This is a genomic window from Streptomyces sp. NPDC040410, from assembly GCF_055595715.1.
In genome coordinates, this window is sequence record NZ_JBVIVK010000026.1 from 17,800 (window position 1) to 37,724 (window position 19,925).

A 19,925-nucleotide genomic window follows, 5' to 3' on the forward strand; every position below is an offset into this window, starting at 1 on the left:
CTAGGGCCGTCCGCCCCGGTCAGCCGCCGTAGGCGCCGGACGCCGTCAGGCGCAGTGCCGTGTCGATGAGCGGAACGTGGCTGAAGGCCTGCGGGAAGTTGCCGACCTGGCGCTGCAGACGCGGGTCCCACTCCTCCGCCAGCAGACCGAGGTCGTTGCGCAGGGACAGCAGCTTCTCGAACAGCGTGCGGGCCTCGTCCACGCGGCCGATCATCGCGAGGTCGTCCGCCATCCAGAACGAGCAGGCGAGGAAGGCGCCCTCGTCGCCGGGCAGGCCGTCGACGCCCTCGTCCTCGCCCGAGGTCGGGTAGCGCAGGATGAACCCGTCCGGCGTGGACAGCTCGCGCTGGATCGCCTCGATGGTTCCGATCACGCGCTTGTCGTCCGGCGGCAGGAAGCCCATCTGCGGGATCAGCAGCAGTGAGGCGTCCAGCTCCTTCGAGCCGTACGACTGCGTGAAGGTGTTGCGCTCCTTGTCGTAGCCCTTCTCGCACACGTCCCGGTGGATGTCGTCGCGCAGTTCGCGCCACCGGTCCAGCGGGCCGTCCGCGTCGCCCGACTCGATCAGCTTGATCGTGCGGTCCACCGCCACCCAGGCCATCACCTTGGAGTGCACGAAGTGACGGCGCGGGCCGCGCACCTCCCAGATGCCCTCGTCCGGCTCGTCCCAGTGGTCCTCCAGGTACCGGATGAGCTTGAGCTGGAGCAGGGAGGCGTAGTCGTTGCGGGCCAGGCCCGTCATGTGGGCCAGGTGCAGGGCCTCGGTGACCTCGCCGTACACGTCCAGCTGGAGCTGGTGCGCCGCGCCGTTGCCGACCCGGACGGGAGCGGAGTTCTCGTATCCGGGCAGCCAGTCCAGCTCCGCCTCGCCCAGCTCGCGCTCGCCCGCGATGCCGTACATGATCTGCAGGTTCTCGGGGTCGCCGGCGACCGCGCGAAGCAGCCACTCGCGCCAGGCGCGGGCCTCCTCGCGGTAGCCGGTGCGCAGCAGCGAGGTCAGGGTGATGGCCGCGTCGCGCAGCCAGGTGTAGCGGTAGTCCCAGTTGCGCACGCCGCCGATCTCCTCCGGCAGGGAGGTCGTGGGGGCGGCGACGATGCCGCCCGTCGGGGCGTACGTCAGGGCCTTCAGCGTGATGAGCGAGCGGACCACCGCCTCGCGGTACGGACCGTGGTACGTACAGTGCTCCACCCACTCGCGCCAGAAGTCCTCCGTCGCCTCCAGCGACTGCTCCGGCTCCGGCAGCGGTGGTGGCTGCCGGTGCGAGGGCTCCCAAGAGATGGTGAAGGCGATCCGGTCACCCGGCGCGACCGTGAAGTCCGAGTACGTGGTCAGCGACTTGCCGTAGGTCTCGGCGGATGTGTCGAACCACACGGAGTCGGGGCCCGCGACGGCGACCGTGCGCCCCTCGTGCCGGTGCACCCACGGGACGACCCGGCCGTACGAGAAACGCATCCGCAGTGCCGAGCGCATCGGGACCCGGCCCGAGACGCCCTCCACGATCCGGATGAGCTGCGGGGCGCCGTCACGCGGGGGCATGAAGTCGATCACGCGGACCGTGCCGCGCGGGGTGTCCCACTCGGACTCGAGGATCAGCGAGTCGCCGCGGTAGTTGCGCCGGGCCGCGGTGGGCGGCTCCGCGTCGGCGGCGTGGGCCGGCCCGAGCCGCCAGAAGCCGTGTTCCTCGGTGCCCAGCAGACCGGCGAAGATGGCATGCGAGTCGAAGCGGGGCAGGCACAGCCAGTCCACTGTGCCGTCCCGGCAGACCAGAGCGGCGGTCTGCATGTCTCCGATGAGTGCGTAGTCTTCGATGCGCCCGGCCACGTGCAACTCCAGTCGAACGGCCACGTCACCCCCAGCAGGGGGCTGTCGCTAGTGCGGTCAAGGGGTCGTTGTTATGCGTCGTTGAGCGGTGAAGCAAAGCAGCCGCTCCTGCCGTGTGGCAAAACGACAATCTCTGCTCAACGATCTGACGAGCTCTCGTTGTTCCGGTGCTTACGGGCGGGGGTGGTGCCGTGTTGCCGGCCGGGCTCGGCAGCGAGTGTCCGAGCAGGATACGACGCACGTAGATGATCTGCGTGCTGCTCCGGGCAACCCGGCTCAGCCGAACGGGTGAGCAACGGGTGGGAAAGACGCGACTCCTCACGGCTCCGTGGCGAGGCGTGTGCGGAGCGTGGCCGGACGCCATCCCGCCCAGGCGCTGATACCCTGGTAGCCCGTGGACCGGTGGGCACGAAACCCCCGAACCGCAGCGACGGCACCCCCGGAGTTTCCGGGCCGGCAGCCGCACCGCACCCCATACCGCGACCACGGGAGCCCCCTCTTGGCCATGCCGCCCGCTGCTTTCCGAAACAGCACAGCCACGACGACCAAGCACATCTTCGTCACCGGGGGTGTCGCCTCCTCGCTCGGCAAGGGCCTCACCGCCTCCAGCCTCGGCATGTTGCTCAAGGCGCGGGGTCTGCGCGTCGTGATGCAGAAGCTCGACCCGTACCTGAACGTCGACCCGGGCACGATGAACCCCTTCCAGCACGGTGAGGTGTTCGTCACCAACGACGGGGCCGAGACCGACCTGGACATCGGCCACTACGAGCGCTTCCTCGACCGCGACCTGGACGGCTCCGCGAACGTCACCACCGGCCAGGTCTACTCGACGGTGATCGCCAAGGAGCGGCGCGGCGAGTATCTCGGCGACACGGTCCAGGTCATCCCGCACATCACCAACGAGATCAAGCACCGCATCCGCCGCATGGCGACGGACGAGGTGGACGTCGTGATCACGGAGGTCGGCGGCACCGTCGGCGACATCGAGTCGCTGCCGTTCCTGGAGACCGTCCGCCAGGTCCGTCACGAGGTCGGCCGTGACAACGTCTTCGTCGTCCACATCTCGCTCCTGCCGTACATCGGCCCGTCGGGAGAGCTGAAGACGAAGCCGACCCAGCACTCGGTTGCGGCCCTCAGGAACATCGGTATCCAGCCGGACGCGATCGTCCTGCGCTGCGACCGTGAGGTCCCCACCGCGATCAAGCGCAAGATCTCGCTGATGTGCGACGTCGACGAGGCCGCCGTCGTCGCCTGCCCCGACGCGCGCTCGATCTACGACATCCCGAAGACCGTGCACGGCGAGGGCCTGGACGCCTACGTCGTCCGCAAGCTGGACCTTCCGTTCCGTGATGTGGACTGGACGACCTGGGACGACCTGCTCGACCGCGTCCACAACCCCGACCACGAGATCACCCTCGCCCTGGTCGGCAAGTACATCGACCTGCCCGACGCCTACCTCTCGGTCACCGAGGCGCTGCGCGCGGGCGGTTTCGCCAACAAGGCCCGCGTGAAGATCAAGTGGGTCACCTCGGACGACTGCAAGACCCCGGCGGGCGCGGCCGAGCAGCTCGGCGACGTCGACGGCATCTGCATCCCGGGCGGCTTCGGCGACCGCGGTGTGCTCGGCAAGGTCGGCGCCATCCGCTACGCCCGCGAGAACAGGATCCCGCTGCTCGGGCTGTGCCTGGGCCTGCAGTGCATCGTCATCGAGGCCGCGCGCAACCTGGCCGACATCCCCGACGCCAACTCCACCGAGTTCGACTCGGCGACCTCCCACCCGGTCATCTCCACCATGGCCGAGCAGCTCGACATCGTCGCCGGTGAAGGCGACATGGGCGGAACGATGCGCCTGGGCATGTACCCGGCCAAGCTGGCCGAGGGCTCGATCGTGCGCGAGGTGTACGACGGCAAGGAGTACGTCGAGGAGCGTCACCGCCACCGCTACGAGGTGAACAACACCTACCGCGCGGAGCTGGAGAAGAACGCCGGCATCCTCTTCTCGGGCACCTCGCCGGACGGCAAGCTCGTCGAGTACGTCGAGTACCCGCGCGACGTCCACCCGTACCTGGTCGCGACCCAGGCGCACCCCGAGCTGCGTTCGCGTCCGACGCGTCCGCACCCGCTGTTCGCCGGGCTCGTCAAGGCCTCGGTCGATCGGAAGAATTCGAAGTAACACACCAGTTGTACGGTGGCCGGGGTGCATTCCTTCAAAGGTGAGCACCCCGGCTGCTTTTTCCCGTGCGGCTGCGTGGCTTCTGTAGGTCTGGAAGGACAGGCATGACGATCAAGGACACTCCCGAGGAGTGGGAGATCCGGGCGACGGAGACCCCCTTCGTGGGCAACAAGACCTCCGTCCGCACCGACGACGTGGTCATGTCCGACGGCACCGTGGTCCACCGCGACTACCAGGTCCACCCGGGCTCCGTGGCCGTCCTCGCCCTCGACAACGCCGGCCGCGCCCTGGTCATCCGCCAGTACCGGCACCCCGTGCGGCACAGGCTGTGGGAGATCCCGGCCGGTCTTCTCGACGTCCCCGGCGAGAACCCGCTGCACGCCGCCCAGCGCGAGCTGTACGAGGAGGCGCACGTCAAGGCGGAGGACTGGCGTGTGCTGACCGACGTCTACACCACCCCCGGCGGCTGCGACGAGGCCGTGCGGATCTTCCTGGCCCGCGATCTGTCCGAGGCCGAGGGCGAGCGCTTCGAGGCCGAGCACGAGGAGATCGACATGGAGCTGTCGCGCGTGCCCGTCGAGGAGCTCGTACGCGGCGTCCTCGCGGGCGAGCTCCACAACAACTGCCTGGTGGTGGGGGTGCTTTCGCTGGTCGCCGCGCAGCGCGGCGACGGGCTCGACGCGCTGCGGCCGGCGGAGGCGCCGTGGCCGGCGCGCCCCTTCGAGTCCTGACACCCGACTCCACCGACCGGTGTGACCGTCGGTTGATCCGATCGGGGGATGTGCCCGCCGCGCTCCGCCCGGAACGTAGCAGAGGGTGAACTAGGCTCATCGCGAGTGAGCCGAAGGGGCCGTGACGCCTTGGAGGCGAGCGAGCCAGAAAGCGTGCGCAAGGCCCGAACCGGAGTCCCGGCGGGCTTGCGCGTGCGGTGGGACGGGAGTGTGGCCCGTGACGGATCAGGCGGTGGACACCGGCGGTGGGCGGCCCACGGGACACGCTGCTGCGGAGACCCGGTTCCTGGGCCGTACAAGGGAGTTGAAGGAACTCGGCGCCGACATCGAGCGCGCCGGCCTGGACACCCTCTCCGGCCGCAAAGCTCCCCGTGCGCGCGTGCTGCTCATCGCCGGCAGGCCCGGCTCCGGCCGCACGGCGCTCGCCGAGGAACTCGTACGGCAGGTCGCGGACCGCTACCCGGACGGAGTGCTGCGCGCCCGCCTCCGCGAACCCGACGGCACCCCCGTGCCGACCGAGCGCACCGCCCGCGAGCTGCTCACCGCCCTGGAGCTGCCCACCCCGGCCGGAGCCGCCGAGGACGACCTCACGGCGGCGTTCCGCGAGGCCCTCGCCGACCGCCGGGTCCTGCTGCAGCTCGACGACGCGGCGGATGCCGAGCAGGTCGACGCCCTGCTCCCGGACACCCCGGAATGCCTGGTCGTCGCCGTTTCCGAGGGTCCCCTCACCGGGATCGCGGACGTCCGCCCCTGCACCCTGGGCGGCCTCGACACCAAATCGGCCCTCGAGCTGCTGACCCGGCTCACCGGCTCCGTCCGCATCACCGTCGATCCCCGCGCCGCCGAGGGCCTCGTGGAGGCGTGCCAGGCCCAGCCCGCCGCGCTGGTGCTGGCGGGCGGCTGGCTTGCCGCCCGTCCCAAGGCGGCCGTCGCCGACCTGGCCAAACAGCTGCACGCCGAGGGCGACGAAGGGACGCCGCTGAGCCGCGTCTTCCGGCTCGCCCACTCGTCCCTGCCCGACCGCGCCGCCCGGATGCTGCGGCTCCTCTCACTCGCCCCGGCGGGCCTGGCCGACCCGCACACCGCCTCCGCGCTCGCCGGCTGCTCGGTCGACGCCGCCCGCACCACCCTGGACGACTTCGTCGCCCTCGGCCTGCTGCGGGCCGTGGACTCGCCGCTGCCGCAGTACGAGGTCCCGGGCTGCCTTCAGCCCCTCCTGCGGGCCCTGACCGAGAGCCAGGACCGCCCGGCGGAGGTGCAGCTGGCCCGCGCCCGCATGCTGGAGCGGACGGTGCGGCTGCTGCAGTCCTGCCGGGCGATCACCGAGACCGACAACCCCGAGGCACGCGAGAAGCTCCAGGGTCTGCCCCGCGCCCTGCGCTTCCCGAACCCCCGGGCGGCCGCCGAGTGGCTCACCGTCCGCAGACCGGCCCTGCTGGCCTCCGCGCGCCTCGCCGTCGCCGACGGGGAGCTGGACACCCTGGCCAGACGCCTGATGTCGCAGCTCGTCCGGGCGATGGCCGCCCACTTCGGCACCCAGGCGGCCGCGCCCGACCTGTGGGGCGTCCACCGGCTCGTCCTGGACGTGGCCGAGCGCCGCGGGCTGCCCCGCGAGAAGGCCGCGGCCCTGCTGAACCTCGGCGACCTGGATGCCCGCACCGGCCGCACGACGGAGGCGCTGGCACGCTATCGGGCCGCCCTGGACGCCGGACGCGAGGCGAACGACCCGTACGCGACCGCCCGCGCGATGGAATCCGTAGCGGGCGCCCACCTGGAGCTCGGCGACTACGACCGGGCCGCCGACTGGTACGGCCGGGCCCTGGCCCAGCGGCTGGCCCGGGACGAGCGCGCGGAGGCCGCCCGGCTGTACGGCCGGATCGCCGCCGCGCACACCTACGCCGGCCGCTACGGCGAGGCTCTGCGGGGCTGGCGCGCCGCCGCGGCCGGGTACCGCAAGAGCGGCGATGTGGCGGCGCAGGCACGGGCGTTGAGCGAGCTGGCCCGGGTCCAGGAGTACGCGGGGCGGCCCGAGGAGTCGCTGCGCACCTGCGAGGAGGCGGTGGAGTGGGCGCGCCGTGCCGACGACTTCCGGCTGCAGGCCGCGCTGCAGCTGCGGCTGGCCGACACCCTGGAGCATCTCGGCGACCCTGCTGCGGCCCGGCTGCACCGGGGAGCCGCCGAGCGGATGCTGGGAGCGGAGCTGCCGAAGGGCGAGCCGGGGCCGGAACCGCAGGGTCCGCAGGCGGAAGAAGGAGCCGGCGCCTGCGAAATCCGTAGTCCATCGACTGAAGATTGATGCATTGAAAGGCTAGACAGCGAGAACACCTTCATTAGACTGGCTCTGCCGCACCTTCTCCCGCGGTGTCTCCCGGTGTGCTCGTGCATGCCTGGGTATGTGTTGTATTGCCCCACATCCTCTGAGCCAAGGACCGTGATCGACGTGAAGGTCGGCATCCCCCGCGAGGTCAAGAACAACGAGTTCCGGGTGGCCATCACCCCCGCCGGTGTGCACGAGCTCGTGCGCCACGGCCACCAGGTCGTCGTCGAGCGCAATGCCGGCGTCGGCTCCTCGATCACGGACGCCGAGTACATCGGCGCCGGCGCGCAGATCCTGGAGACCGCCGACGAGGTGTGGGCCACCGCCGACCTGCTGCTCAAGGTCAAGGAGCCCATCGCCGAGGAGTATCACCGCCTCCGCAAGGACCAGACGCTCTTCACCTACCTGCACCTGGCCGCCTCCAAGGAGTGCACGGACGCGCTCCTGGAGTCCGGCACCACGGCGATCGCGTACGAGACGGTCGAGCTGCCGAGCCGTGCGCTCCCGCTGCTCGCCCCCATGTCCGAGGTCGCGGGCCGGCTGGCCCCGCAGGTCGGCGCCTACCACCTGATGCGCGCCAACGGCGGCCGCGGTGTGCTGCCCGGCGGTGTCCCCGGCGTGCTGGCCGCCAGGGCCGTCGTCATCGGCGGTGGCGTCTCCGGCTGGAACGCCGCGCAGATCGCCATCGGCATGGGCTTCCACGTGACCCTGCTCGACCGCGACATCAACAAGCTCAAGGAGGCCGACAAGATCTTCGGTACGAAGATCCAGACCGTCGTCTCCAACGCCTTCGAGCTGGAGAAGGCCTGCCTGGAGGCCGACCTCGTCATCGGTGCGGTCCTCATCCCGGGTGCCAAGGCCCCGAAGCTGGTCACCAACGAGCTCGTGTCGCGCATGAAGCCGGGGAGTGTCCTTGTCGACATCGCGATCGACCAGGGCGGCTGCTTCGAGGACTCCCGTCCGACCACGCACGCCGAGCCGACCTTCCCGGTCCACGACTCGGTCTTCTACTGTGTCGCCAACATGCCGGGCGCGGTGCCCAACACCTCCACCTACGCCCTGACCAACGCCACGCTTCCGTACATCGTCGAGCTCGCCGACCGCGGCTGGGTCGAGGCGCTGCGCCGTGACCCGGCGCTGGCCAAGGGCCTCAACACCCATGACGGCAAGGTCGTTTATCGCGAGGTCGCGGAGGCGCACGGTCTCGAGCACGTCGAGCTGGAGTCCCTGCTCGGCTGAGCCGGAGCGCTAAGTCTTCATCGGGTATAAGGCGATACGTCAACTCAGGTCGTCAACACCACGCACCCGGCCGGACCTTGCCCGCCAAGGTCCGGCCGGGTGTGTGTATGGTCACTTTGCGACTCTCGGTCAACTCGCCTCGAACGTAACCCTTGAACCGATTCGCACACCGGCGAAACCTGCCGTGCGACGGCCGTACGCCCTTGACAGAGGGATGTTTCATTGCCGACACATCCTGCCGGGTCCGGCGGATTGTGTTGCTGCGAACGCCCGACACGCCATAGAGTCGCCAATCGTCGGCATGGTGCCACGCTGACCTGTCTAGAAGTTTCCTGGTCACCAAGGAGGTAAGACGACTTGTGAATGAGTCGACATTTTCTCCCGGGGGTGGTCAACCAGGAATGCCTGCGCGGGGCCATGGCCCCGCGGGGATCGAGGCTGTCGGCTCCGTTGCTGTGCGCACCTTCGCAGCCCGCCAGAGTCCGCATGCGACTCCGACAGCACACCAGAGCATGGATGGACATCACGTGAACGCCATGGCCGGCGACGGAAGTGGCGCGCCCCACAACCATTTCGCCGACTACGACGAACTGCCCGACGGGCACTTCTACGACCCCGACGCCGAGTACGAGCCCGATCCCGAGTACGCGGCCACGCTCGCGCCCGACGCTGCCCGCCAGCGCCGCGAGCGCGTCGGCCCGACCGGACGGCCGCTGCCGTACTTCCCGATCCCGGGCCCGCTGACCGATCACGGACCCGCGAAGATCATCGCGATGTGCAACCAGAAGGGCGGCGTGGGCAAGACGACGTCGACCATCAACCTGGGTGCCGCGCTCGCGGAGTACGGCCGTCGCGTGCTGCTCGTGGACTTCGACCCGCAGGGCGCGCTGTCGGTCGGTCTCGGCGTCAATCCGATGGAGCTCGACCTCACCGTCTACAACCTGCTCATGGAGCGGGGGATGTCGGCCGACGAGGTGCTCCTCAAGACGGCGGTCCCGAACATGGACCTGCTGCCCAGCAACATCGACCTGTCCGCCGCAGAGGTCCAGCTGGTCTCGGAGGTGGCGCGCGAGTCGACGCTCCAGCGCGCCCTGAAGCCGCTCATGGCCGACTACGACTACATCGTGATCGACTGCCAGCCCTCGCTCGGCCTGCTCACCGTCAACGCCCTGACGGCCGCGCACAAGGTGATCGTGCCGCTCGAGTGCGAGTTCTTCGCGCTGCGCGGTGTGGCACTGCTGACCGAGACCATCGAGAAGGTCCAGGAACGGCTCAACCCGGACCTGGAGCTCGACGGGATCCTCGCCACCATGTACGACTCGCGCACCGTGCACAGCCGTGAGGTGCTCGCGCGTGTCGTCGAGGCGTTCGACGACCACGTCTACCACACGGTCATCGGGCGCACGGTGCGCTTCCCGGAGACCACGGTCGCCGGCGAGCCGATCACCACGTACGCCTCCAACTCCGTCGGCGCCGCCGCCTACCGCCAGCTCGCCAGGGAGGTGCTCGCCCGGTGTCACGCCGAGTGAGTCTGCCGGGGGCCGACGAACTGTTCCGTACGACAGGGGGAATGGCGCTCCAGGCGTCCACTCCCCGGCGGGGGGCCAACGGCGAGGCCCGGGTGCCCGCTCCCGCGGGGGAGAGCGACGGGGCGGCGGCCGCGGAGGACGCACCGCAGTCCGTGCCCGCGCAGGGCGGTGACGGTGAGGGCGCGGAGCATGTCGCGGCCGACGCCGAGCCGTCCGAGGCCGGCGAGTCCCGCAGCCGGGGCGCGGCCCCGGAGCGCTCCGGGCGACGTCAGGGGCCGCAGGAAGGTTCTGCCGCGGCCTCCGGTACCGCCCAGCCGCGCAAGCGCGGGCGGTCGTCCGCGCGCCGTCCCAGCGGGCGCGAGCGCCACGACGAGAAGATCACGGTGTACGTGTCCGCCGAGGAGCTCATGGATCTGGAGCACGCGCGGCTGGTGCTCCGGGGCGAGCACGGACTGGCCGTCGACCGCGGGCGGATCGTCCGCGAGGCCGTCGCCGTGGTGCTGGCCGATCTGGAGTCCCGGGGAGACGCAAGCATCCTCGTACGCCGACTGCGCGGGCGGTAGCGGTAGCCTGCGGGGGCCATGACCTCGAACGACGTTCCCGCCCCCGGCGCATCCGCCAGCCGTCGGCGTGCGCTGGGGAGGGGACCGGGCGCGGTTCCGGGACCCGAGGCCGTCGTACCGGAGATCCCTGAGGTCCTCGTGCCGGAGCCGGAGCCGGAGCCGGAGGCAGTCGTACCCGAGCCCGAACATGCGCCTCCGGAGCCCGAGCCCGCTCCGGAGCCAGAACCGGCTCCCGAGCCCCTTCCCGTGCCCGCGGTACCTCCCGGGGTGCCGGAGCCCGCCGAACCCGGCGACGGCGTCTTCAAGGTCCGGCTCTCCAACTTCGAAGGCCCCTTCGACCTCCTCCTCCAGCTGATCTCGAAGCACAAGCTCGACGTCACCGAGGTCGCCCTGTCCAAGGTGACCGACGAGTTCATGGCGCACATCAGGGCGATGGGCCCGGACTGGGACCTGGACCAGACGACGGAGTTCCTGGTCGTGGCGGCAACGCTGCTGGACCTGAAGGCGGCCCGGCTGCTGCCCGCCGCCGAGGTGGAGGACGAGGCCGACCTCGCGCTCTTGGAGGCCCGGGACCTGCTGTTCGCACGGCTCCTGCAGTACCGCGCGTACAAACAGATCGCCGACATCTTCAACCGCCGACTCGACGAGGAGGCACGCCGCCACCCCCGTACCGTCGGCCTCGAACCGCACCACGCCGAGCTGCTGCCCGAGGTCGTCATCAGCATCGGCGCGGAGGGCTTCGCGAAGCTCGCCGTCAAGGCGATGCAGCCGAAGCCCAGGCCGCAGGTGTACGTCGACCACATCCACGCGCCGCTGGTCAGCGTGCAGGAGCAGGCCGGGATCGTCGTCGCACGCCTGAGGGAACTCGGAGAGGCCAGCTTCCGGGCGCTCGTCGAGGACACCGACGACACACTGACCGTCGTGGCACGGTTCCTGGCCCTGCTGGAGCTCTACCGGGAGAAGGCCGTCGCGCTCGACCAGGAGACCGCGCTGGGGGATCTGATCGTGCGCTGGACGGGCGGGGACGGGGGAGCCGAGCCCATGGTGACCGACGAGTTCGACCGGCCCCCCGAGGAGCCCAAGGAGGAGAAGAAGGCGTGAGCGAGGAGAGCACCGAAGCACCGGCGGGGCTGCACACCGTCGCCGATCTCGACCTGAAGCCCGCCCTGGAGGCCGTCCTCATGGTCGTGGACGAGCCGGCGACCGAGGAGCATCTCGCGAAGATCCTCCAGCGGCCGAAGCGGCAGATCGGGGATGCCCTGCGAGAGCTGGCCGACGAGTACGCCGTCCAGGGGCGGGGGTTCGAGCTGCGGCTGATCGCCGGCGGCTGGCGTTTCTACTCCCGGCCCCAGTACGCGGCGGCCGTCGAGGGTTTCGTCCTGGACGGCCAGCAGGCCCGGCTCACCCAGGCCGCGCTGGAGACGCTCGCGGTCGTGGCGTACCGCCAGCCGGTCAGCCGCAGCCGGGTCTCCGCGGTCCGCGGAGTCAACTGCGACGGTGTGATGCGCACCCTCCTGCAGCGCGGTCTGGTCGAGGAGGCGGGCACGGAACCCGAAACAGGTGCGATCCTGTACACGACGACGAACTACTTCCTGGAGCGAATGGGCCTGCGCGGTCTGGACGAGCTCCCGGAGCTCGCGCCCTTCCTCCCGGAGGCGGAGGCGATCGAGGCCGAGACACAGGAAGGCGTTCCGTCGTTCGACCCGGACGCACCCGATGCCCCGGGTGCAGACGACGCAGACGACTAGACGGAACTTTGATGCGAAGCAGCGGCAGCGGCAAGAGTGGCGGGCGCGGTAACTACCGCGGTGCCGGCAACAGCAGGGACCAGAAGCAGGGGCAGGACCAGGGCCGCCCCCGCAAGCCCCGCCCCGAGGAGCGCCGCTACGACGTGGGCCCCGGCGCCACGCAGGACGGCCCCAAGTCCGGACGCGGTTCCTCCGCGCGCGGTGGCGCCAAGGGCGGGCCCAAGCAGGGCCAGGGCACCGGGCGCGGCCGCTCGGCCCCGGCGAGCTCCCGCGAGTACGACGCCCGGGCCGAGGAGCGGAACCGCGAGCGGTACGCCGGCAAGAAGGACATCAAGCTGCCCAAGACCTTCCCGGGCGCCGAGCAGGAGGGCGAGCGGCTGCAGAAGGTCCTCGCGCGCGCGGGCTACGGCTCCCGGCGTGCCTGCGAGGAGCTGATCGAGCAGGCCAGGGTCGAGGTCAACGGCGAGATCGTCCTGGAGCAGGGCAAGCGGGTCGACCCGGAGAACGACGAGGTCAAGGTCGACGGCCTGACGGTGGCGACGCAGTCGTACCAGTTCTTCTCGCTGAACAAGCCCGCCGGTGTCGTCTCGACGATGGAGGACCCGGAGGGCCGTCAGTGCCTCGGTGACTACGTCACCAACCGCGAGACGCGCCTCTTTCACGTCGGCCGGCTCGACACCGAGACCGAGGGCGTCATCCTGCTCACCAACCACGGCGAGCTGGCGCACCGGCTGACCCACCCCAAGTACGGCGTGAAGAAGACCTACCTCGCCGCCATCGTGGGCCCGATCCCGCGCGACCTGGGCAAGCGCCTCAAGGACGGCATCCAGCTGGAGGACGGTTACGCGCGCGCGGACCACTTCCGGGTCGTCGAGCAGACGGGCAAGAACTACCTGGTCGAAGTGACCCTGCACGAGGGCCGCAAGCACATCGTGCGCCGCATGCTGGCCGAGGCCGGCTTCCCGGTCGAGAAGCTGGTGCGCACCGCCTTCGGGCCGATCACTCTGGGCGACCAGAAGTCGGGCTGGCTGCGCCGCCTGTCCAACACCGAGGTCGGCATGCTGATGAAGGAAGTCGACCTCTAAGCGGCATCCGAAGGCTTGTGACGGGCCACCACCCCCTTTTATAGTCGAGGCGACTATAAAAGGGGGTGGTGGCATGCAGGGCTACGACAAGTACGCCTACGAACCCTTCGCGGTCACCGTCGACCTCGCCGTCCTCACCCTGCGCGCGGGCGCGCTGCACGTGCTGCTGGTCGAGCGCGGCCAGGAACCGTACGCGGGCCACTGGGCGCTGCCCGGAGGGTTCGTGCAGCCGGACGAGTCCGCCGAGACGGCGGCCCGGCGCGAACTGGCCGAGGAGACAGGCCTGTCGGACGTCTCCGGGCTGCATCTGGAGCAGTTGCGCACCTACAGCGAGCCCGACCGCGACCCCCGGATGAGAGTCGTCTCGGTCGCGTTCGCCGCGCTGCTGCCGGACCCGCCCGAACCGCAGGCGGGCAGCGACGCGGCACAGGCCCGCTGGCTGCCGTACGACTCGGCCGGGCCGCTCGCCTTCGACCACGACCGGATCCTGGCCGACGCCCACGACCGCGTCGGCGCGAAGCTCGAGTACACCTGCCTCGCCACCGCCTTCTGCCCGCCCGAGTTCACCCTCGGCGAGCTGCAGCAGGTCTACGAGACCGTGTGGGGCACCGGCCTCGACCGGCCCAATTTCCGGCGCAAAGTGCTCGCCTCACCCGGCTTCGTCGAACAGGTCCCGGGTGCCGCCCGGCTGACCGGCGGCCGCGGCAAACCGGCCGCGCTGTACCGCGCGGGCACCGCCACAAGCCTGCACCCGCCCCTGCTCAGGCCGCCCCGGAAAGGACCCCCCGTATGACCTCCACGACCCTCACCAAGCACGCCGCCACCGGCTCCCTGCTGGGCCTCGCCCTCGGGGACGCGCTCGGCTTCCCGACCGAGTTCAACGACGTGCCGTCGATCCTCGCCAAGTGCGGACCGTGGCGGGAGATGGAGCTGCCGACCCCGGCGATCGTCACCGACGACACGCAGATGACGCTGGCGCTGGGCCGGGGGCTGCGATCCGCCATGGACCGGGGATTGCTCGGGCCGCGTGAGTTGGCCGAGTCCGTACGGCAGGAGTTCATTGCCTGGAATCGCTCCCCTGAGAACAACCGTGCCCCGGGCAACACCTGCCTGACGGCCTGCGATCTGCTGGAACGTCCGGACCGCCCGTGGCAGGAAGCCAGCCAAATCGACTCCAAGGGGTGCGGTGCCAACATGCGCGTCGCGCCCCTCGGGCTGGTGCCCGGGCTGAGCGACGAACAGCGGGCGGGTGCCGCCCAGTTGCAGTCCGCGCTCACCCACGGGCATCCGACGGCGCTGGCCGCGTCCGACCTCACCGCCCACGCCGTACGCCTCCTGGCGCAGGGCGCCGAACCGGCCGCACTCATCGAACTGCTGCGCTCGTACGCCGGCGAGAACCGCACCAGCTACCACCACCGCTGGCTCGGCGACCTGTGGACCCGCAGCCAGGACCCCACGCCCGAGCACTTCATCGCGCGCGGCTGGGACGAGTGCCTGGAGATCCTTGGCCTGCTGCAGGACGCCGTGCGCGGCGTCTCGCCGGAGACCGACCCGTGCCTGGCCACCGGGGCGGGCTGGATCGCCGAGGAGGCCCTGGCGACCGGCCTGCTGTGCTTCCTGCTCTTCGCGGACGAGCCGCTGACCGTCCTGCGCCGCGCCGCCTGCACCTCCGGCGACTCGGACTCGATCGCCTGTCTGGCGGGCGCCTTCGCGGGCGCGCACCTGGGTGCTCAGGCATGGCCGGCCGAGTGGGCGGACCGCATCGAGTACCGGGGCGAGCTGGTGACGCTCGGCGCGCTCTGGGACGCCTGACGGGCGGGCGCCGGTCAGGCCAGTTCGATCGAATCGCCCTGCACGGTGATCTTCTTCTCGGGCAGCGGCCGGGTCGCCGGGGGGTGTTCCACCGAGCCGTCCGTGATGCTGAACTTGCTGCCGTGGCAGGTGCAGTTGATGGTGCCGTCCGAGACGTTCGCCACCGGGCAGTCCTGATGGGTGCAGATGTTCGAGAAGGCCTTGAACTCACCCTCGGTCGGCTGGGTGACGACGACCTTCTCGGCCGCGAAGATCTTGCCCCCGCCGACCGGGATGTCGGCCGTCCCGGCCAGCTTCTGGCCGGCGGCGGCGTTCGCCGAGCTGTCGCCGCCGCCGTCGTTGTTGTCGCCGTACTCGCTGCAGCCCGCGGCCAGCGCCGCCGCGCCCGCCGCTAGAAGGATCGTGCGTCGCGTCGGGCGGTCGGTCATGTCGTCACTCCGAACGTGCGGAAGAACCAGAGGGCGGAGGTCAGCCAGATGAGGGTGAGCGTGGTGAAGACCAGCCCGCCGATGAGCGGCAGCAGCCAGCCGGGCAGGCGCTCCCAGCGGAGCAGCAGCATCTTGGCACTGAACGCGCCGAAGAAGAAGCAACCCAGGAGGGAGTGCCACAAAACGCGCGATTCATACGTCTGATAGCCCAGAGCGTACAGACAGTGCACCGCCACCGGCACGGCCACGAGGAACGCCACCCGGCCCGACCAGCGATGCAGCGTCGACGCCCAGCGGGGGCCAGGCAGCTTCCCGTACAGCATCAGCGCGGACACCAGCTGCACCAGCGCGAAGAAGAGCGCGGTCGTCGCCAGCCACGACTTCACCGCTCCCGTGCTGCTGAAACCGGCGAGGTTGAAGGCGGTGCCCGCGGGGTCGTGGACCTTCCCGTACACGCCGAGTCCGACGGCGACCGCGGCGGCCACGAGCGCCGGGACCAGATAGCGGGCGGGGTGCGGACCGCCACGGGCGGGGGGCGGGGAGGGGAAGCCCTGGGTGGCGGAGTTCGGGTCGACGGTCATGAGCGGCTCCCGATGGGTCAAGGGGTGACGGGACGTGCCGTGAGCTGCTGTCCGTCGACCGTCACCGCGCCGGTCTCCGGGTCGATCCTCGGTGCGGACGAGGGCTCTCCGTCCCGGGTGAGGATGCCGACCTGCGTGCCGTCCTTCAGGACGATCCAGCCGCCGTCGATCTTCGCCTCTCTCACGGTGGCGGTCGCCCGGTACAGCCCCGACGGCTTCTTCGCCCTGTCGGCGGTGAAGGCGTAGTGCCCGCCCCCGATGTCGACGGTGCCGCGGATCCGCTTGCCGGCCTCGAGTGCGCCGTTCAGCCGGGCGCCGTTCTTGCCGGTCAGCCGCATACTGCCGTCGTCCCGCACGTCGCCCTTCAGCCACGACTCCTTGTCGCGGCCGTCGCAGAAGTACGCGATCGCCTTGCCGTCCCGCATGGTGACGGCGACCGCGGAGGAGTCGTCGTCGGTGCGGCCGGCGTAGTCGGCGTCCGGGATCGCCGTCCTCGGCGGAGTGGGTGCGGGCGTGGGTGTGGGCGCGGGAGTGGGAGTGGGAGTGCTGACGGTCTTCTTGGGTGCCGGGCTCGGCGACGGCTCGTCCTGGTAGGTGGAGGACGCCGTCTTCGTGCCTGTCGTCGCGTTGAGCGACAGCATGAACAGGCCGAGCAGCAGTCCCGCGAGAAGGGTGAACAGCGGTCCGGAACGCTTCATGACGGGCCTCCCCCGAGGCGAGTGTCCTGCCATCAGAGCGGACCGGCGGCCCCCGCGTCCAGAGGCGCACGGGGGTGTTCTCACCCCGAGTAGTGGAATAGGGCGATTCGGGTGACATCGGCGGCACGCTCGCTCGTCCCCTCCCGTCGTCTCAGCGGGCGGGCGCGGCACACCCGACCGACGCGGGCTGACTAGGCTGGATGTGCCAAGAAGCCGTACGTCAGCAAGGAGCAGCGCCGTGGCGGTAAGAGCGGTCCGGGGGGCCGTCCAACTGGAGCGGGACGAGGCCGGTCACATGGACGAACAGGTCGGGGCCCTGCTCACCGCCATCCTGGAGCGGAACGGCCTGACCGCGGACGACCTGATCAGCATCTGGTTCACGGCCACGCCCGACCTGCACAGCGACTTCCCCGCGGCCGCGGCCCGCAAGCTCGGCATCGGCTTCGCTGACGTACCGCTGATCTGCGCCCAGGAGCTGGACATCAAGGGGGCCATGCCCCGCGTCGTCCGGGTCCTCGCCCACATCGAGTCCGACCGGCCGCGCGCCGACATCGCCCACGTCTACCTCGGCCCCGCGGGCGCCCTGCGCAAGGACATCGCCCAATGAGGACCGCACTCGTCATCGGAACCGGGCTCATCGGTACGTCCGCGGCCCTGGCCCTGGCCCAGCGGGGGGTCGTCGTCCATCTCGCCGACCACGACCCCGAGCAGGCCCGTACGGCGGCCGCGCTCGGCGCCGGTACGGACGAGGCGCCCGAAGGGCCCGTCGACCTCGCGATCATCGCCGCCCCGCCCGCCCATGTGGCCGCGGTCCTCGCCGACGCCATGCGCCGCGGTGTGGCGCGCGGCTACCTCGACGTGGCCAGCGTCAAGGGCGGCCCGCGCCGCGAGCTGGAGGCGCTGGGACTGGACCTGTCGCTCTACATCGGCACGCACCCCATGTCCGGCCGCGAGAAGTCCGGTCCCCTGGCGGCCACCGGCGACCTGTTCGAAGGCCGTCCCTGGGTGCTGACGCCGACCCGGGACACCGACACCGAGGTGCTGAACCTCGCCCTGGAGCTGGTCTCGCACTGCCGTGCCGTGCCGGTCGTCATGGACGCCGACGCCCACGACCGCGCCGTCGCCCTGGTCTCGCACATGCCCCACCTGGTCTCCAGCATGGTCGCCGCGCGTCTGGAGCATGCCGAGGAGGCCGCGGTACGGCTGTGCGGGCAGGGCATCCGGGACGTGACCCGGATCGCCGCGTCCGACCCCCGGATGTGGATCGACATCCTCTCCGCCAATCCCGGGCCGGTCGCCGACCTCCTCGCGGACGTGTCCGCGGACCTCGACGAGGCGGTCCAGGCGCTGCGGGCCCTGCAGTCCTCCGACGAGGCCAAGCGCCGGGACGGCGTCACCGGCATCGAGGCCGTACTGCGCCGCGGCAACGCGGGCCAGGTCCGCGTCCCCGGCAAGCACGGGTCCGCTCCGCGGGCCTACGACATCGTCGCCGTCCTCATCGACGACCAGCCGGGCCAGCTGGCCCGCATCTTCGCGGACGCGGGGATGGCCGGCGTCAACATCGAGGACGTACGCATCGAGCACGCCACCGGGCAGCAGGCGGGCCTGGTGCAGCTGGTGGTGGAGCCCAAGGCGGCGCCGGTCCTCACGGCGGCGCTGCGGGAGCGGGGCTGGGCGATCCGGCAGTAGAGCGCGCATGGCCCGGGGCCGCAACCCCCGGGCGGCCGGACGAGTGACGTGTACCCAGTAACCTTGTCGAGGGCGTCATCCGCCCCCACCCACCACCCCGGACCAGGAAGGTGCCTCCACGTGGAACGCGCCGCAGTGATTGTCGCCATCGACGGCCCCTCCGGCACAGGCAAGTCGAGCACGTCGAAGGCCGTGGCCGCGCACCTCGGCCTGAGCTACCTGGACACCGGCGCCCAGTACCGGGCCATCACGTGGTGGATGGTGAACAACGGGATCGACATCGACGACCCGACCGCGATCGCCGCCGTGGCCGGCAAGCCGGAGATCGTCTCGGGCACCGATCCCGGGAACCCGACGATCACGGTCGACGGCACCGACGTGGCCGCCCCGATCCGCACCCAGGAGGTCACCTCCAAGGTCAGCGCGGTCAGCGCGGTGCCCGAGGTGCGCGCCCGGATCACGGAGCTGCAGCGCTCGCTGGCCTCCTCCGCCGAGAAGGGCATCGTCGTCGAGGGCCGTGACATCGGGACGACCGTGCTGCCCGACGCCGACCTGAAGATCTTCCTCACCGCCTCCCCGGAGGCGCGTGCCGCCCGCCGCAGCGGTGAGCTGAAGGGCGCCGACGTGCACTCCACCCGCGAGGCCCTGATCAAGCGGGACGCGGCCGACTCCAGCCGCAAGACCTCGCCGCTCGCCAAGGCGGACGACGCGGTCGAGGTGGACACCACCGACCTCACGCTCGCGCAGGTCATAGAGTGCGTCGTCACCCTCGTCGAGGAGAAGCGGGCGGCCGCGAAGTGACCGAGCTGCCGTCGGTGAGGGGAGCCGAGGTCGGGCGGCGCATCGGCGTCGGCCTGATGTACGGGCTGTGGAAGCCGCGCGTGCTGGGATCCTGGCGGGTCCCCGTGACCGGCCCGGTGATCTTCGCCGTCAACCACTCCCACAACATCGACGGCCCGATGGTCATGGGCGTGGCGCCCCGGCCGACGCACTTCCTGATCAAGAAGGAGGTGTTCGTGGGGCCGCTCGACCCGTTCCTGACCGGCATCGGCCAGCTGAAGGTCGACCGAGACTCCACCGACCGCACGGCGATCACCCGGGCGCTCGGCGTGCTGGAGAACGGCGGCGTACTCGGCATCTTCCCGGAGGGCACCCGCGGCGAGGGCGACTTCGCCTCGCTGCGCGCCGGGCTCGCGTACTTCGCCGTACGCAGCGGTGCCCCCGTCGTCCCGGTCGCCGTGCTGGGAAGTTCCGACCGGCCGGGACGGTTGATAAAGGGGCTGCCTCCGCTGCGCAGCCGCGTCGACGTGGTCTTCGGCGACCCGTTCGAGGCGGGCGACGGCAGCGGACGGCGCACACGCAAGGCGCTGGACGAGGCGACCGAACGCATCCAGAAGCAGCTCTCCGCGCACCTGGAAAACGCCAGGCGTCTCACCGGGCGCTGAGCGACACTCAAGTAGTGGATCAGCCCGTGGACAGCGGGCCGTCATCCACCGATCACCACGATTAC

General features: G+C 70.9%; 19 protein-coding genes. 15 read left to right on the forward strand and 4 right to left on the reverse strand.

Features of this window, described 5'->3' with window-relative positions:
• Positions 1–19: 19 nt before the first annotated feature.
• Positions 20–1,822 carry a glycoside hydrolase family 15 protein gene (locus ACZ562_RS33580; protein WP_471187153.1) on the reverse strand — a complete coding sequence of 601 codons (1,803 nt, stop codon included), beginning with the start codon at positions 1,820–1,822 and terminating at the stop codon, positions 20–22.
• Between the two features lie 505 nt (positions 1,823–2,327).
• Between ACZ562_RS33580 and ACZ562_RS33585 the strand changes: the two genes are divergently transcribed.
• The 11 genes from ACZ562_RS33585 (at position 2,328) to ACZ562_RS33635 (ending at position 15,019) form a co-directional block, all read left to right on the forward strand.
• Positions 2,328–3,995 carry a CTP synthase gene (locus tag ACZ562_RS33585; protein WP_471187324.1) on the forward strand — a complete coding sequence of 556 codons (1,668 nt, stop codon included), beginning with the start codon at positions 2,328–2,330 and terminating at the stop codon, positions 3,993–3,995.
• Between the two features lie 104 nt (positions 3,996–4,099).
• On the forward strand, positions 4,100–4,726 hold the full coding sequence (locus tag ACZ562_RS33590; protein WP_471187156.1) for an NUDIX domain-containing protein: 627 nt from the start codon (positions 4,100–4,102) through the stop codon (positions 4,724–4,726).
• Between the two features lie 217 nt (positions 4,727–4,943).
• Positions 4,944–7,022 (forward strand): tetratricopeptide repeat protein, encoded by a 2,079-nt coding sequence (locus ACZ562_RS33595; protein ID WP_471187158.1) that lies wholly within the window; start codon positions 4,944–4,946, stop codon positions 7,020–7,022.
• A gap of 135 nt (positions 7,023–7,157) precedes the next feature.
• Entirely contained in the window at positions 7,158–8,282 is a 1,125-nt protein-coding gene (gene ald / locus ACZ562_RS33600; RefSeq protein WP_471187160.1) for an alanine dehydrogenase, read from the forward strand.
• A gap of 401 nt (positions 8,283–8,683) precedes the next feature.
• On the forward strand, positions 8,684–9,811 hold the full coding sequence (locus ACZ562_RS33605; RefSeq protein ID WP_471187163.1) for a ParA family protein: 1,128 nt from the start codon (positions 8,684–8,686) through the stop codon (positions 9,809–9,811).
• Entirely contained in the window at positions 9,796–10,374 is a 579-nt protein-coding gene (locus tag ACZ562_RS33610) for a hypothetical protein (RefSeq protein ID WP_471187166.1), read from the forward strand. Before ACZ562_RS33605 ends, ACZ562_RS33610 begins: the two co-directional genes overlap by 16 nt.
• 18 nt (positions 10,375–10,392) lie before the next feature.
• Positions 10,393–11,475 carry a segregation and condensation protein A gene (locus tag ACZ562_RS33615; RefSeq protein WP_471187169.1) on the forward strand — a complete coding sequence of 361 codons (1,083 nt, stop codon included), beginning with the start codon at positions 10,393–10,395 and terminating at the stop codon, positions 11,473–11,475.
• Positions 11,472–12,122: an SMC-Scp complex subunit ScpB gene (gene scpB / locus ACZ562_RS33620; RefSeq protein ID WP_471187173.1), complete on the forward strand. Its 651-nt coding sequence runs from the start codon at positions 11,472–11,474 to the stop codon at positions 12,120–12,122. The genes ACZ562_RS33615 and scpB overlap by 4 nt, the downstream gene beginning before the upstream one ends.
• 11 nt (positions 12,123–12,133) lie before the next feature.
• The gene (locus ACZ562_RS33625; RefSeq protein WP_471187176.1) at positions 12,134–13,207 is read left to right on the forward strand and encodes a pseudouridine synthase; all 1,074 of its coding nucleotides are present in this window, start codon (positions 12,134–12,136) and stop codon (positions 13,205–13,207) included.
• A 73-nt stretch (positions 13,208–13,280) separates the two neighbouring features.
• Complete coding sequence (locus ACZ562_RS33630) at positions 13,281–14,000, forward strand: NUDIX hydrolase (protein WP_471187179.1); 720 nt, start codon at positions 13,281–13,283, stop codon at positions 13,998–14,000.
• The gene (locus ACZ562_RS33635; RefSeq protein WP_471187182.1) at positions 13,997–15,019 is read left to right on the forward strand and encodes an ADP-ribosylglycohydrolase family protein; all 1,023 of its coding nucleotides are present in this window, start codon (positions 13,997–13,999) and stop codon (positions 15,017–15,019) included. Before ACZ562_RS33630 ends, ACZ562_RS33635 begins: the two co-directional genes overlap by 4 nt.
• 14 nt (positions 15,020–15,033) lie before the next feature.
• On the opposite strand, the gene ACZ562_RS33640 is transcribed toward ACZ562_RS33635, so the two are convergent.
• Genes ACZ562_RS33640 through ACZ562_RS33650 form a run of 3 tightly spaced genes read right to left on the reverse strand, consistent with a single transcriptional unit; the run spans position 15,034 to position 16,726 of the window.
• The gene (locus ACZ562_RS33640; protein ID WP_471187185.1) at positions 15,034–15,447 is read right to left on the reverse strand and encodes a Rieske (2Fe-2S) protein; all 414 of its coding nucleotides are present in this window, start codon (positions 15,445–15,447) and stop codon (positions 15,034–15,036) included.
• A complete protein-coding gene (locus tag ACZ562_RS33645; protein ID WP_471187188.1) occupies positions 15,444–16,028 on the reverse strand; it encodes a DUF6529 family protein in 585 nt (194 codons plus the stop codon). Before ACZ562_RS33645 ends, ACZ562_RS33640 begins: the two co-directional genes overlap by 4 nt.
• A 17-nt stretch (positions 16,029–16,045) precedes the next feature.
• Positions 16,046–16,726, reverse strand: a complete 681-nt coding sequence (locus tag ACZ562_RS33650) for a hypothetical protein (protein ID WP_471187191.1) — start codon at positions 16,724–16,726, stop codon at positions 16,046–16,048.
• 238 nt (positions 16,727–16,964) lie between these two features.
• Between ACZ562_RS33650 and aroH the strand changes: the two genes are divergently transcribed.
• From aroH to ACZ562_RS33670, 4 genes are all read left to right on the forward strand, one after another.
• Positions 16,965–17,333, forward strand: a complete 369-nt coding sequence (aroH, locus tag ACZ562_RS33655; RefSeq protein WP_471187193.1) for a chorismate mutase — start codon at positions 16,965–16,967, stop codon at positions 17,331–17,333.
• On the forward strand, positions 17,330–18,415 hold the full coding sequence (locus tag ACZ562_RS33660) for a prephenate dehydrogenase (protein ID WP_471187196.1): 1,086 nt from the start codon (positions 17,330–17,332) through the stop codon (positions 18,413–18,415). The genes aroH and ACZ562_RS33660 overlap by 4 nt, the downstream gene beginning before the upstream one ends.
• A 120-nt stretch (positions 18,416–18,535) precedes the next feature.
• Entirely contained in the window at positions 18,536–19,216 is a 681-nt protein-coding gene (gene cmk, locus ACZ562_RS33665; RefSeq protein WP_471187199.1) for a (d)CMP kinase, read from the forward strand.
• Positions 19,213–19,860, forward strand: a complete 648-nt coding sequence (locus tag ACZ562_RS33670; RefSeq protein WP_471187202.1) for a lysophospholipid acyltransferase family protein — start codon at positions 19,213–19,215, stop codon at positions 19,858–19,860. Before cmk ends, ACZ562_RS33670 begins: the two co-directional genes overlap by 4 nt.
• The last annotated feature ends 65 nt before the right edge of the window (positions 19,861–19,925 follow it).